This window comes from Catenulispora sp. EB89 (genome assembly GCF_041261445.1).
Lineage (GTDB): Bacteria > Actinomycetota > Actinomycetes > Streptomycetales > Catenulisporaceae > Catenulispora.
Genome location: NZ_JBGCCU010000006.1, coordinates 210725 through 223615, shown reverse-complemented (window position 1 = coordinate 223615; position 12891 = coordinate 210725). Strand labels below are relative to the sequence as shown.

At 70.8% G+C, this 12891-nt stretch carries 11 protein-coding genes; 5 read left to right on the top strand and 6 right to left on the bottom strand.

The window, feature by feature from the left end; translation table 11 throughout:
- Positions 1-139: 139 nt before the first annotated feature.
- Positions 140-1705: a cellulase family glycosylhydrolase gene (locus ABH920_RS15445; protein ID WP_370349657.1), complete on the bottom strand. Its 1566-nt coding sequence runs from the start codon at positions 1703-1705 to the stop codon at positions 140-142.
- A 290-nt stretch (positions 1706-1995) separates the two neighbouring features.
- Between ABH920_RS15445 and ABH920_RS15440 the strand changes: the two genes are divergently transcribed.
- Together ABH920_RS15440 and ABH920_RS15435 are read left to right on the top strand one after the other, a co-directional pair.
- Positions 1996-3012, top strand: a complete 1017-nt coding sequence (locus tag ABH920_RS15440; RefSeq protein ID WP_370349656.1) for a LacI family DNA-binding transcriptional regulator — start codon at positions 1996-1998, stop codon at positions 3010-3012.
- A gap of 105 nt (positions 3013-3117) precedes the next feature.
- Positions 3118-4998 carry a glycoside hydrolase family 6 protein gene (locus ABH920_RS15435; protein ID WP_370349655.1) on the top strand — a complete coding sequence of 627 codons (1881 nt, stop codon included), beginning with the start codon at positions 3118-3120 and terminating at the stop codon, positions 4996-4998.
- A 107-nt stretch (positions 4999-5105) separates the two neighbouring features.
- On the opposite strand, the gene ABH920_RS15430 is transcribed toward ABH920_RS15435, so the two are convergent.
- The gene (locus ABH920_RS15430) at positions 5106-6155 is read right to left on the bottom strand and encodes an aldo/keto reductase (protein WP_370349654.1); all 1050 of its coding nucleotides are present in this window, start codon (positions 6153-6155) and stop codon (positions 5106-5108) included.
- Between the two features lie 112 nt (positions 6156-6267).
- Here ABH920_RS15430 and ABH920_RS15425 point away from each other — a divergent pair, with 112 nt between their 5' ends.
- The gene (locus tag ABH920_RS15425) at positions 6268-6825 is read left to right on the top strand and encodes a TetR/AcrR family transcriptional regulator (RefSeq protein WP_370349653.1); all 558 of its coding nucleotides are present in this window, start codon (positions 6268-6270) and stop codon (positions 6823-6825) included.
- Between the two features lie 18 nt (positions 6826-6843).
- Here the strand turns inward: ABH920_RS15425 and ABH920_RS15420 are convergent, their stop codons facing one another.
- The gene (locus tag ABH920_RS15420) at positions 6844-7473 is read right to left on the bottom strand and encodes a TetR family transcriptional regulator (RefSeq protein ID WP_370349652.1); all 630 of its coding nucleotides are present in this window, start codon (positions 7471-7473) and stop codon (positions 6844-6846) included.
- Positions 7474-7602: 129 nt separating this feature from the next.
- Here ABH920_RS15420 and ABH920_RS15415 point away from each other — a divergent pair, with 129 nt between their 5' ends.
- A complete protein-coding gene (locus ABH920_RS15415) occupies positions 7603-9189 on the top strand; it encodes an MFS transporter (protein ID WP_370349651.1) in 1587 nt (528 codons plus the stop codon).
- Between the two features lie 22 nt (positions 9190-9211).
- Here the strand turns inward: ABH920_RS15415 and ABH920_RS15410 are convergent, their stop codons facing one another.
- The 3 genes from ABH920_RS15410 to ABH920_RS15400 all read right to left on the bottom strand — a co-directional run bounded on the left by ABH920_RS15410 (position 9212) and on the right by ABH920_RS15400 (position 11281).
- On the bottom strand, positions 9212-10123 hold the full coding sequence (locus ABH920_RS15410; protein WP_370349650.1) for a hypothetical protein: 912 nt from the start codon (positions 10121-10123) through the stop codon (positions 9212-9214).
- Positions 10120-10665 carry a SigE family RNA polymerase sigma factor gene (locus tag ABH920_RS15405; protein ID WP_370349649.1) on the bottom strand — a complete coding sequence of 182 codons (546 nt, stop codon included), beginning with the start codon at positions 10663-10665 and terminating at the stop codon, positions 10120-10122. The genes ABH920_RS15410 and ABH920_RS15405 overlap by 4 nt, the downstream gene beginning before the upstream one ends.
- A 148-nt stretch (positions 10666-10813) precedes the next feature.
- The gene (locus tag ABH920_RS15400) at positions 10814-11281 is read right to left on the bottom strand and encodes a hypothetical protein (RefSeq protein ID WP_370349648.1); all 468 of its coding nucleotides are present in this window, start codon (positions 11279-11281) and stop codon (positions 10814-10816) included.
- A 476-nt stretch (positions 11282-11757) separates the two neighbouring features.
- Here ABH920_RS15400 and ABH920_RS15395 point away from each other — a divergent pair, with 476 nt between their 5' ends.
- Complete coding sequence (locus ABH920_RS15395) at positions 11758-12882, top strand: DegT/DnrJ/EryC1/StrS family aminotransferase (protein WP_370349647.1); 1125 nt, start codon at positions 11758-11760, stop codon at positions 12880-12882.
- Positions 12883-12891 lie beyond the last annotated feature (9 nt).

Below are 12891 nucleotides of genomic sequence, written 5' to 3'. Positions count from 1 at the left end.
GGTGCCGCCGGTGAGGGTCGGCGGCACCGGGCATTGAGCGCTCGCGTCACCGACCGCTGAGCCGACCGCTGAGCCGACCGCTGAGCCGACCGCTGAGCCGACCGCGGATCGACCGGTTCAGCAGTGGCTCAGCAGCGGCTCAGAACGTGGCCAGGTGCGCCTTGTACCCGGCGCCGTAAGCCGTCGGCGTCCCGTCGTAGGCGCTGATCAACGAAGGACCCTGAGAACAGTCCCAGGTGTTCCACGTCCACGCCGAGTACCCGGTGTGGTGGCTGTCCAGCCACGCCATCAGCGTGTCGATGTAGGAGTGCCCGCAGTCGTTCTCCCCGATCTCCCCGGGGATCACCGGCACCTGCGCGATGACCGGCGCGACCTGGGAGTCCCAGCACGACGAGGACGAGCACGAGTTGAAGTTGTACGAGTGCCACGAGGCCGCGAGGTTGTGCAGCGGGTCCGTCGGCTCGTGCGCCAGCCACTGGCTCAGGTCGTTCGAGTAGGCCACCCCGCCGAGCATCAGGACATTGTTCGCCCCGGCGCCCCGCACCGCGTTCACGAGCGACTGCATCCCGGCGACCTGGTATGTGATGCCGGTGCAGGTGCCGCCGTTCTGCCAGCACGACCAGCCGGCCGCGGAGTTGAAGCCGGCGGCGAAGTCCGGGTACGGCTCGTTGAAGAGGTCGAAGACCGTCGACTGGTCGTTCTTGAACGCGCCGGCCACCGAGGCCCAGAACGCCGGGGCTTTGGCCGCGTCCGGCATCGGCTTCTGGCAGGTCGCGGTGGCCACCGAACAGGCCGAGGACTGGCCGGTGTAGACGCCGTCGGTCCAGTGCAGGTCGAGGATGACCGCCAGGCCGTGCTGGTGCAGCAGGCTGACGAAGCCCTCGATCGCGGCCTGGTACGTCGCGCCGCCGTACTGCGGCAGCACGTTCGACTCCCCGAGCCAGCAGTCCTCGTTCAGCGGCACCCGGACGATGTTCGCCTTCCAGGACGCGATCGCGGCCACCGAGGCGTCGTCGACCGGACCGTCGAAGATGCTCTTGCCCTGGACGCACGCGAACTCCGCGCCCGAGCGGTTCACCCCGTGCGGGACGAAGACCTTCCCGGTGCCGTCCACGAGCTGGTTGCCCGAGACGTGCAGCGCCGGGGCGCCGGACGACGGGGGAGTGGAGCTCGGGGTTGTGCTGGGCGTCGTGCTCGGGGTCGTGCTCGGCGTCGTACTGGGGGTCGTACTCGGCGTCGTGCTGGGTGTGGTGCTCGGCGTCGAGGACGGCGAGCCCACGCCGTTGCACGCGGTGCCGTCGACGCTGAACACGGTCGGCGCGGCGTTGCTGCCGGTGTAGGTGAAGTTGGCGCCGATGCTGGTGTTCGCGCCGGCCGCCACCGAGCCGTTGTAGGAGGCGTTGGCGACCGTCACGGCGTGGCCGGACTGCGACCACGTGCCGTTCCAGCCGTTCTGCAACGTCTGGTTCCCCCCGTAGGAGTACCCCAGCGTCCAGGACGACCACGCGCTGGCGCCGACGTTCGCGATCGTGACGTTCGCGGTGAAACCCGTCCCCCAATCGCTGCTGATCGAATACGTGACCTGACACTGGACCGCCGTGGCGGCGCTCGCGGTTCCGGGCACGAGCACCGCGGCGGTCGCCGAACCCGCCGCCAGCGCCACCCCGGCCACGGCGCCGAGCGCCGCCCTCAGTCGCGGGGACATAAGCCTCCTCCATCGCTTTGACACATCGCCGCGGAACGTAGGAAGCCTTTCCACCGCAACGCAAGGACGGGTTTTCGAAACCCCAGGAAGGCGCGGGGTCCGCGATGAAACTTTCACGACGAAATCGTTATCGACCCTCGTCGTACCGGGCCCCGCGCGGATCCGACAGCCGTGCCCTTGACAACTCCGGGCACTGAGACGACTTTGCATGAGAGCGCTCTCATGAACCAGACGTGAGCTGTCCGACATCCGGTGTTCACCCGCCCCCCCACGAGTCGGAGAACTTAGAGATGACCCGTTCCGCCACCCCGGGTCCGCGCCCCACCCTGGCCGACGTGGCCGCGATGGCCGGCGTGTCCCCGGCCACCGCCTCGCGTGTGCTCAACGGCACCGCGGGCGTCAGCGGCACCGCCCGCACCGAGGTGCACAACGCCGTGTCGCGGCTGTCCTACGTCCGGCAGCGGGCCCGTGCCTCGCGCCGCTTCAAGGTCAGCTCGATCGCCGCGGTGGTCTGCGAGGACGGCGTACGCCTGTTCGCGGACACGTTCTTCTCCCGGATCCTGCTCGGCGCCGGCCAGGCGCTGCGCTCCGGGGACATCCAGCTGGTGCTGCTGGTGGTGCGCGGACCGGCCGACCACGGCTCGGTCGAGCGCTACCTGTCCAAGGGGCTCGCCGACGGCGTCCTGCTGATCAGCGCCCACGACCGGGACCCGCTGGTCCCGATGCTGCGGGCGATGCGCGTGCCGACGATCGCCGCCGGCCGGCCGATGACGCCGGGGGAGATGCCCTACGTCGACGCCGACAACCGCTCGGGCGCGCACGAGGCCGTCCGGCACCTGCTGAACTCCGGGCGCCACAAGGTGGTCTCCATCGCCGGGCCGCCCGACATGGCGGTGGGCGCCGACCGCCGCGCCGGCTACCGGGACGCGATCTCCGAGGCCGGCGCCGTCGGCAACATCGTCTACGGCGACTTCACCCCGACCTCCGGCGAGCACGCGATGCAGCGGCTGCTGGAGCACCACCCCGACCTCGACGCGGTGTTCGCCGCCTCCGACCTGATGGCCCTGGGCGCCCTGCGCGCCCTGCGGCGGGCCGGCCGGCGGATCCCGGACGACGTCGCGGTCGTCGGCTTCGACGACGCCCCGCTGGCCCTGCACACCGATCCCCGCCTGACCACCGTCCGGCAGCCCGTGGAGGACATGGGCGAGGCGATGGCGCGGCACCTCACCAGGCGGCTCATCGGGGAGGTCGACATGCCTCCGGCGACGGTGTTCCGCACCGAGCTGGTGACACGCGACTCCGGCTGAGCGGCGCCCCACGAACCTCCGTCCCGCGTCGCGGGACGGCCATCTCGCCCTGCGTCCACGGACAGCTCTTCGGGGCCTGACACAACACACAGAGAGGAGAAGTTCATGGAACATGGCAATGATCGCAATGACCGCAAGGCTCGACGGCTCACCAGCGCGTTCGTGGCCGCGACCGTGACGCTCGGGGTCGCGGGCGGGCTCGCCGCGCTCACGACGGCGAGTTCGAACGCCGCGACGACGCCCGGGTGCACCGCCGTGTACTCGACGACGTGGGACTCCGGGAGCGGCTTCGGAGCGCAGGTGGTCATCACGAACAACGGCCCCGCGTGGACGAACTGGACGCTCACCTATTCCTACGCCGGGAACCAGACGCTGCAGAACGGCTGGAACGGGACCTGGTCGCAGTCGGGGAGCAACGTCACCGTCGCCAACGCCTCCTACAACGGCGCGGTGGCCTCCGGCGGGTCCGTGACCCCGGCGGGGAACTTCACGTACTCCGGGACCAACGCGGCGCCGACGTCGTTCGCGGTCAACGGGATCACCTGCGGCGGGACGACGCCGCCGACCACGACGCCGTCGACGACCCCGTCGACCACGCCGTCCACCACCCCCTCGACGACGCCGTCCACGACGCCGTCGACCACCCCCTCCACGACGCCGTCCACGACGCCCAGCACCGGCGGCGGCGGGGGCGGCCACGTCGCCAACCCGTTCGTCGGCGCCTCGCAGTATCTGAGCCCTGACTACACCGGCGAGGTCAACGCCCAGGTGGCCGCCGACCAGTCGTCGAACCCGACGCTGGCGGCCTCCGAGGCGAAGATGGCCGGCTACTCGACCGCGGTGTGGATGGACCACATCGGCGCGATCGCCGGCGACCCGGGCAGCGTGCACCACGGCCTGCAGTGGCACCTGGACCAGGCGCTGAGCCAGCAGAAGGCGGGGACCCCGATCACCTTCGAGGTCGTCATCTACGACCTGCCGGGCCGGGACTGTGCCGCGATCGCGTCCAACGGCGAGATCCCGGCGACCGCGGCCGGCCTGACGGAGTACGAGTCGCAGTACATCGACCCGATCTCCACGATCCTGGCGAACCCGAAGTACGCCGGCATCCGGATCGTGGCGGTCATCGAGCCGGACTCGCTGCCGAACGCGGTCACCAACCAGAGCAAGCCCGCGTGCGCGACCGCGACGCCGTTCTACGAGTCAGGGGTCGAATACGCGCTGAACAAGCTGCACGCGATCTCCAACGTCTACAACTACGTGGACATCGCGCACTCGGCGTGGCTGGGCTGGTCCTCCAACATGGGCCCGGCGGCGCAGGAGTTCGCGAAGGTGGCCCGGGCCACGACCGCCGGCCTGAGCAGCATCGACGGTTTCATCTCGGACACCGCGAACTACACCCCGACCACCGAGCCGTTCCTGCCGAACTCCACCCTGCAGGTCGGCGGCAACCCGCTGGACTCGGCGAAGTTCTACCAGTACAACCCGTACTTCGACGAGTACGACTACGACCAGGCGATGTACAGCCAGCTGGTCGGCCAGGGCTTCTCGCCGAACATCGGGATGCTCATCGACACCTCGCGCAACGGCTGGGGCGGCCCGAACCGCCCGACCGCGCTGAACTCCTCCCCGACGACCGTCGACACCTACGTCGCGGCCAACAAGGTCGACCAGCGCCCGTTCCGCGGCGACTGGTGCAACCAGGCCGGCGCCGGCATCGGGGCCCGGCCGACGGTCCTGCCGTACGGCTCGTCCAACCACATCATCGCCTTCGTGTGGATCAAGCCGCCGGGTGAGTCGGACGGCGACTACGTGACCGCCACGCACCCGCACGGCGACCCGCACTGCGACCCGAACGGCACCAACACCGACGGCAACGGCGGGACCTACTCGACCGGCTCGCTGGCCAGTGGCGACGTGCCGGCCGGGCAGTGGTTCGCCGCCGAATTCCAACAGGAGGTGGAGAACGCCTACCCCGCGCTGTAGGCAGTGTGAACCTGATGGTGCTGACCGAGTGTTGACAACTCACTGAGATAGCGCGGTTGATGCGGGAGGGCCCGGTGCCAGGTGGCACCGGGCCCTTTCCGGCAGCCTCACGACAGCGCCATCCCGGGAATGCGCCGGCGGATGGCTTCCATCTCGGCCTCGTCCGAGATGCCCTGCCAGTCGTACCGCGGCGTGTAGGGAGCCTGCAGGGCGCGTGCCTCCTCATCGGTGAGGTCCACGCCCAAGGAGGCCACGGCCTCGTCGATCTGCTGGATGGTGCCGGCGCCGACCAGCGGAGCCGTGACGACCGGCTGGCGGCGCAGCCAGGCCAGGGCGATCTGTGCGCGGCTGACGCCGTGCGCGTCCGCGACCTGGCCGACCGCGTCGGTGATCGCACGGTTCGACGCTTCCTGCTCGGGGGAGTAGAGCAGGTCCGCGAAGGCGCCGTCCGTCTCGGAGCGCGTGGTCGACCTGCCGTCGTCCCAGGCGCGGGCGAGGCGGCCGCGGGCCAGCGGCGACCAGACGATCGTGCCGACGCCTTCGTCCAGGCACAGCGGGATCATCTCGCGCTCCTCCTCGCGGGCCAGGAGGTTGTAGTGGTCCTGCATGGACACGAAGCGCGCCCAGCCGTGCTGCTTCTGCAGGTGCAGTGCCTTCGCGAACTCCCACGCGGCCATCGACGACGCGCCGAGGTAGCGCACTTTGCCCGCCTTCACCAGGTCGCTGAGCGCTTCGAGCGTCTCCTCCCACGGGGTCGCGTGGTCGTTGCGATGGATCTGGTACAGGTCGATGTAGTCGGTACCGAGGCGGCGCAGCGAGTGGTCCACCTCGGTCATGACCGCCTTGCGCGACAGGCCGCGGCCGTTCGGGCCGGGCCGCATCGGGTGGCGCAGCTTCGTGGCGATCACCACCTCGTCGCGGTCGGCGAAGTCCTTGAGCGCGCGGCCGAGGATCTCCTCGCTGGAACCGTTCGAGTACATGTTCGCGGTGTCGAAGAAGTTGATCCCCGCCGCGAGCGCGTGCTTGATGAGCGGACGCGCCTCCTGCTCGTCCTTCGACCACACGGGGTGCCCGCGGTGGGGCTCGCCGTAGCTCATCGCGCCGATGGCGATCGGGGAGACGTCCAGGCCGGTCGTGCCGAGCTTGATGTACTGCATGATGCACCTCTAGGCTATGTGGAGAACTCTCCATTTACCGTAGTGGAGAGCTCTCCACTTAGCAACCCGAGGGCTGACCGGGGCGACCCGAGGGTCCGAGAAGTGAGGTCCAGTGGTTCGTTCAGACGCTCGCGAGAACCGCGCGCGCATCCTCGCCGCCGCCCGCGAGTCCATCGCCACGGACGGCGACACGTCGATGAACCAGATCGCTCAGCGCGCCGGCGTCGGCGCGGGCACGCTGTACCGCAACTTCCCGACCCGCGAGGCGCTGATCCTGGCGGTCTACCAGGAGGAGGTCGACCGCATCACCGGTACGGTCCCGGCCCTGCTCGGGCAGATGCCGCCGGTCGAAGCGCTCCGGCACTGGACGACGGACCTGGTGGCGGCCATGCGCCGGAAGCACGGGCTCGGCGACGCGCTCAGCGCCGCCGGGCACCAGGCGATCACCGAGCAGACCTACGGACCCGTCATCGCCGCGATCAAGGAGTTCCTCGATGCCGGCAAGCGGGACGGCAGCATCCGCGAGGACGCGGACCCCGGCGACTTCCTCCAGCTCACCGGGGCGCTCTGGCGTGCCGCATCCGGGCCCGAGGACCGGTCGCCGCGGATGCTCGCGCTCATCCTCGACGGCCTTCGCGCGGGTGCGCGGCCGTCGGGGGCGGGGTCATAGGAGCACGGCCGTACGGGGCTACGGCTCGCCCGCGCCCGGCTGGCTGAGCGGCCCCGTCAGATACCGCTGAAAAGTCTCCGCCAAATCCGCGGCCAGATCCTCCACCGGCCGCGAAGCCAACGGCTCGATCCGCAGGATGTACCGCCCCATCGCCAGGCCGAGCAGCTGCGTGATCACCAGCATCGCGCGGTACTCCGGGTCGTCGCCGCCGGCGGCGGTGGCCAGCGGGATCACCAGCGGCTCCGCCATGCGTTCGCGCACGACCGCCGCGACCTCCGGTTCGGCCGTCGCGGCGCGGACCATGGCCACGATCCACTTCTGGCTCTCGGGGTTCTCCAGCGTGCGCAGCACGAAGCGTGCCAGGCGCTCGCCGACGTGGTCGGGGCCTTCGGCGAGGACGAAGTCGATCGCCACCTGCGGGTCGACCGGCGGCTGCACGACAGCGGCGAACAGGCCCGCCTTCGACTTGAAGTAGTGCGTCACCAGCATCGGGTCGACCTGTGCGGCCAGTGCCACCTGGCGGACCGAGGTGCGGTCGAAGCCGTGCTCGGCGAACAGCTGCCGGGCGGCCTGCTGGATGGCCTCCTTCGCCCGGCCGGCGTCGGTTCGGCGGCCGCGCTTGGCGCCGGCCGTACCCGTTTCCACCATGGGTTCCTCCGAAATTCTTGACGTGCAGAATTCTGTGGGTGCAGAATTCTATACGTACAGAATACCTGTCCCGGTGCGTCCCGGCTCCACCTGGCCCCACCCGGCTCCGCCTTCCCCTGTGAGGACGTCATGACCCCCGAGCTCACCAAAAGAGGCCGCACGCTGGTGCTGGCCGTCGTCGCGCTGGCGCTGATGATGGTCGTGTCCGCGGTCAGCGGTCTGAACGTCGCGCTGCCCGACCTGTCCGCCGCCACCGGTGCCTCGCAGACCCAGATCATCTGGATCGTCGACGCGTACACGCTGGTCTTCGTCGGCTTCCTGCTCCCGGCCGGCGCCATCGGAGACCGCTACGGCCGCAAGGGCACGCTGGTCGCCGGGCTGACGATCTTCGGCGGCGCGGCTGCGTGCGCGCTGTTCGTCTCCTCGCCGAGCACGCTGATCGCGCTGCGCGGGGCGATGGGCCTGGGCGCCGCCGCGGTGATGCCGACGACGCTGTCGGTCATCACCACCTCGTTCCCGCCGGCCGAGCGCGGCCGGGCGGTCGGGGTGTGGGTCGGTGTGGCCGGCGGCGGGGCCGTTCTGGGCCTGCTGGCCTCCGGCGCGCTGCTGGAGTTCTTCGCCTGGAACTCGTTCTTCGCGCTCAATGTGGTGCTGGCGGTCGTCGCGCTGATCGGCACGCTGCTGTTCATCCCGAACTCGCGGGACGCCGACGCGCCGCGGCTGGATCCGCTGGGCGGGCTGTTCTCGCTGCTGGCGGCCGTGGGCATCGTGCTCGGCATCGTCGAGGGCCCGGACCGGGGCTGGGGCGACGCGCTGACCGTCACCGGGTTCGTGGTCGGGGCGCTGGCGCTGGCCGCGTTCGTCGGCTGGGAGCTACGGCGGGACGAGCCGCTGCTGGACGTGCGGCTGTTCCGGCTCAAGGGGTTCGGCGCGGGCTCCGGCGTGATCACGATCCAGTTCTTCGGCAGCTTCGGCCTGTTCTTCATCCTCCTGCAGTACCTGCAGTACGTCGCGGACCTGTCTCCGTTCCGCGCCGCGATCTGCCTGATCCCGCTGCCGATGTTCGTGGTGCCCACGGCCCGCAACGCGCCGAAGGTCGCGGCCCGGCTCGGCGCCAACCGCGTGCTGCCGCTGGGGCTGCTGCTGAGCGCGTCGGGGCTGGCGGTCATGACGACGCTGGGCGCGCACCTCGTGTACTGGCACCTGGCGGTCGGCCTGGCGCTGTTCGGCGCCGGCATGGGACTGGCCGGGACGCCCGCGACGACCGCGATCGTCTCCTCGCTGCCGACCGCCAAGCAGGGCGTCGGCTCGGCGATGAACGACCTGTCGCGCGAACTCGGCAGCGCGCTGGGCATCGCGGTGCTCGGCAGCACCCTGAGTGCCACGTACCGTTCGCACGTCGCCGCCGCGACCACCGGGCTGCCGCGGCCGGCCGCCGACGGTGCGCAGTCGTCGATCGCCTTCGTGAAGCAGGCTTCCGGCCGGCTCGCGCAGTACGGGCCGAAGGGGCAGCACTTGCTCAGCAGCGCTCAGAGCTCGTTCGTCGACGCGGCGCACGCGGCGTTCGTCACGGCGATCGTGGTGCTGCTCGTCGGCGCGGTGTTCGCCGCGATCCGGGCGCCGCGCAAGGGGGATGGTGCAGAAAACGGTGCAGAGAATGCTGCAGAGAACCCCTCCCGGACCGCGAGCGCGCTGCCGGGAGAGGTTCGTGCTTGAGGTGCGACTGCGACCTGTCGTGCTACTTGCCGCCCTCGAACGCCACCCCGGACATGGACCCGACGCGGGAGCCCGAGGAGTCGAAGAACGACAGGGCCCCGGTCTGGCATCCCGAGCCGTTCGGGAGCGTGAAGGAGTAGTAGGCGACGTTGTCCCCGGACGGCTGGAGCGGCTTGCCCGTGAACGACTTCGCGCCGCACTGCGCCGTCACGGACTTGGTCAGAGGACTGATATTCCCGGCCACGACCGCGCCGAGCCGGACGTGCTGCGGGGTCAGGATGACGATGGAAGTGAATCCGGGGTTCGTCAGCGACGGCGCCCCCTCCTGCTGCCCGATGGGCACGCAGGATCCGCCGCCCACGCCGCCGTTGGTCCAGACGCCGTCCACGATGACGTTCAGGCTGGTGCACCACTGCGGCTTCGGGTGCGGCGCCGGGTCGCCGGGCACGCTGGTGATGCCGGGCGGCGGGCCCGGGTCGACCTTGTACTCGCGGACGAGCTCCCAGGTGTGGCCCTCGAGGGTGCCCGAGGTGATGACCGCGTCCGGGAGATGGGCCGGCGAGGACGAGGTGGTCGGGGCCGCCTTGCTTGTGGTCGCCGGAGAAGCAGTGCTCGGCGCGGAGGTGCTCGGGGCGGTCGTCGTCCCGGCCGCCGCCGGAGTGGTGTTCGTGGGGTTCGCGCTCGCGTTCACGTTCTGCGACGCGCCGCCGCCGGTGGCGATGACCGCGGTGGCCACCGCGGTCACGCTGGCCGCCGCGAACGTCGCGCCGACCGTCACCCGGCGCCGCCGCAGCCGGGCGGTGCCGCTGCGCAGCACCGCGTCGTAGGAGGGTCCGTCCAGCCCCGGCCGGTCGATCTCCTCGGCGAAGGCCTCGTGCAGCCGCTCGCCGTCCGGGAACGCCGCGTCCCCGGGGTCGTTCGTGGTCCTGGTCATCGTCCCAGCCTTTCCGTCACTTCGGAGTGATCGAACAAGCGGGACAGCTCCGGGCTCGCGCGCAGCTTCGCCAGGCCCCGCGAGGCCTGGCTGCGCACGGTGCCGACCGAGCAGCCGAGCAGGTGCGCGACGTCGCTCTCGCTGCGGTCCTCCCAGAACCGCAGGATGACGACGGCGCGCTGCCCGGGCGCCAGCGAGCCCAGCGCGGCCATCAGGGCACTGCGATCAACCACAGCCTCCGCCCGATCGGCCACCGCGGACTCCGGCACGGTCCCGGGAAACCACTCCCGGACCCGCTTGCGCCGCCGCTCGGAGGCGTGCGCGTTGATCAGGATGCGCGCCACGTAAGCGTCCGGGTCCTCGACGTCCCGCACCCGCCGCCACGCCGCGTACGCCTTCGCCAGTGCGGTCTGCACCAGGTCCTCCGCCCGCCCGGCGTCCCCGGTGAGCAGATAGGCGGTGTGCATCAGTGCTCTGCGGCGGGCCAGGACGAAGTCCTGGAACTCGCTTTCGTTTCGGTCACGCTGGTCAACGACTCCCATGCCGTCCCCCTTTCACCTCCCTAGACGCGGGGAAGGGTTCAGAACTATGGCAGGAAGGTCGGATGGATGTGGCGTGGCCGCTGTGCGCGGGACGCGGAGCTCCACGTCCCGCGCACAGCCGTGACATCCGATCAGAACCGGCGCTCGATCAGAACTGGAACGGCCCGGGACTCTGCGCCGACGTGGCCGTGCACGTCACCGAGATCCCGAAGACGACGACGTTCAGCGACTTCCCTTCCAGGCTGTCTCCGGCGTTGACCGCGCCGGTCAGCGGACCGGTCGAGATCGGCTGGCCCGCGGTGATGGCGGGGTTCGAGCTTCCGGTGAACGTTTCCGTCCCGCTGCCGTTGGCGGTCATGGTCAGCGTGGAGCTGACCGAGTCGGCGGCGACGTCGACCGGGCTGGTGATGGCCGAGGTGGTGAGGGCGAAGGTGGCGGCCGTGCCGTTCTGGGCGGCGGTGATGGTCGCCGTGCCCGAGCCGAAGAAGCCGCAGTTGAACGAGACGGTCGCGCTGTCCGGGGTGACCGCGTTCGCGGCCGGTGCCAGGGCGAGCGCACCGGCGATGGCCAGGCCGGCGACGGAGGCCGTGCCGATGCGGAGTTTGGCGAGCTGCATGAGTGTTCCCTTCCGGGATGCGGTGGATTGGCGGGCCGGACCGCCGGCCGCCGCGCGATGGACGCGCCGCGCGTCGGGGAGCCGCCGACGCACGCGGGAACCGGCTCCAGTCCCGCGCCTGGCGCGCGGAATCTGACGGTCAGTCAGCGATCGGAACCGTTGTTCATTCATGCACCGCGCGCGTGAGATGACAAGGGGCGAATTCATGATTCTTGGTGCCTCGTGGTCAATAGGCAGCCAAAAATCGATCAAGTGGGCGATATTGATGCAAGAGGTGCGGCTGTTGCCCGCGTCTTCGTCGACGCCGCCCCGCCCCGCCCCGCCCCGCCGCGGCTCGGCGCGGCGCGGCGCGGAGCCGGCGCCGAGCCCCACGGCCCCGCAGCCCCACTTACCCCATTTGACCGCTCGGGTCGCTGACACCACTCCCGAGAGCTTTCATGGGAAAGCGGCTTTCATCCGTACTTCGGAGGTGTGCAGTGACAGTACCCGCGGCTCGCATCGTGTTCGACGCCGACGACCGCGCCGCGGTCGCCGCGGCGGTCGCCGAGAGCCTGGCCACCGGCGCCCTGACGCTCGGTCCCCAGACCGAGCGCTTCGAGACCGCCTTCGCGGCGGCGCACCGCGCGCAGCACGCGGTGGCGGTGGCGACCGGGACCGCGGCGCTGGAGATCGCGCTGAGGGTGGTCGGCGTCGCCAACCACGACGTGGTGCTGCCGTCGAACACCTTCTACGCCACGGCCGCCGCCGTCGTGCACGCGGGCGGCCGGCCGGTGTTCGCCGACGTCGAGGCCTCGACCTTCGCGCTCACCCCGGAGACCGTCGAGGCGGTGCTCACGCCCTCGACCAAGGCCGTGGTGCTGGTGCACATCGGCGGGCTGATCACGCCGGAGGTGGACGCGATCCGCGCGCTGTGCGACCGGCGCGGCGTGGCGCTCGTCGAGGACGCGGCGCACGCGCACGGGTGCAGCCTGGACGGCCGGATGGCCGGAACCTTCGGGCTCGCCGGGGCCTTCTCGTTCTATCCGACCAAGGTCACCACCAGCGCCGAGGGCGGCATGATCCTCACCGCCGACACCCAGGTGCGCGACGAGGCCCGGATCTACCGGGACCAGGGCAAGGGCGCGTTCACCGCCAACCACCACGTGCGCGACGGCGCGTCGTGGCGGCTCTCGGAGCTGAACGCGGCGGCTGGCGCGGTGCACGTCCAGCACCTGGGCGAGTTCGTGAAGCACCGCCGCGGCGTCGCCGCGCGCTACACCGAGGCGCTGGCCGGCATCGACGCGCTCACGCCGCTCACCGAACCGGCCGGCTGCGTCAGCAACTTCTACAAGTACATCCTGCTGCTGCCGGCCGGCGCCGACCGCGCCCGGTTCAAGGCCGAGGTCGCCGACCGGTTCGACGTGCGGCTCTCCGGCGAGGTCTACGACCTGCCGCTGCACCAGCAGCCGGTGCTGATGAAGTACGCCAACGGCTCGCTGCCGGTCGCCGAGGACGTCTGCGCGCGGCACGTCTGCCTGCCGGTGCACTCCGACATGCGCGACGACGAGGTCGACCAGGTCCTCACCGCGGTGACCACGGTGTCCCGCGAGATGTTCGGCTGAAAGGAGTCC

Excerpts from the sequence above, each read along its gene's own strand:
- ABH920_RS15415 (WP_370349651.1), top strand. The coding sequence starts at position 7,603 with ATGACCCCCGAGCTCACCAAAAGAGGCCGCACGCTGGTGCTGGCCGTC.
- ABH920_RS15400 (WP_370349648.1), bottom strand. The coding sequence starts at position 11,281 with ATGCAGCTCGCCAAACTCCGCATCGGCACGGCCTCCGTCGCCGGCCTG.
- ABH920_RS15440 (WP_370349656.1), top strand. The coding sequence starts at position 1,996 with ATGACCCGTTCCGCCACCCCGGGTCCGCGCCCCACCCTGGCCGACGTG.
- ABH920_RS15445 (WP_370349657.1), bottom strand. The coding sequence starts at position 1,705 with ATGTCCCCGCGACTGAGGGCGGCGCTCGGCGCCGTGGCCGGGGTGGCG.
- ABH920_RS15430 (WP_370349654.1), bottom strand. The coding sequence starts at position 6,155 with ATGCAGTACATCAAGCTCGGCACGACCGGCCTGGACGTCTCCCCGATC.
- ABH920_RS15410 (WP_370349650.1), bottom strand. The coding sequence starts at position 10,123 with ATGACCAGGACCACGAACGACCCCGGGGACGCGGCGTTCCCGGACGGC.
- ABH920_RS15435 (WP_370349655.1), top strand. The coding sequence starts at position 3,118 with ATGGAACATGGCAATGATCGCAATGACCGCAAGGCTCGACGGCTCACC.
- ABH920_RS15420 (WP_370349652.1), bottom strand. The coding sequence starts at position 7,473 with ATGGTGGAAACGGGTACGGCCGGCGCCAAGCGCGGCCGCCGAACCGAC.
- ABH920_RS15405 (WP_370349649.1), bottom strand. The coding sequence starts at position 10,665 with ATGGGAGTCGTTGACCAGCGTGACCGAAACGAAAGCGAGTTCCAGGAC.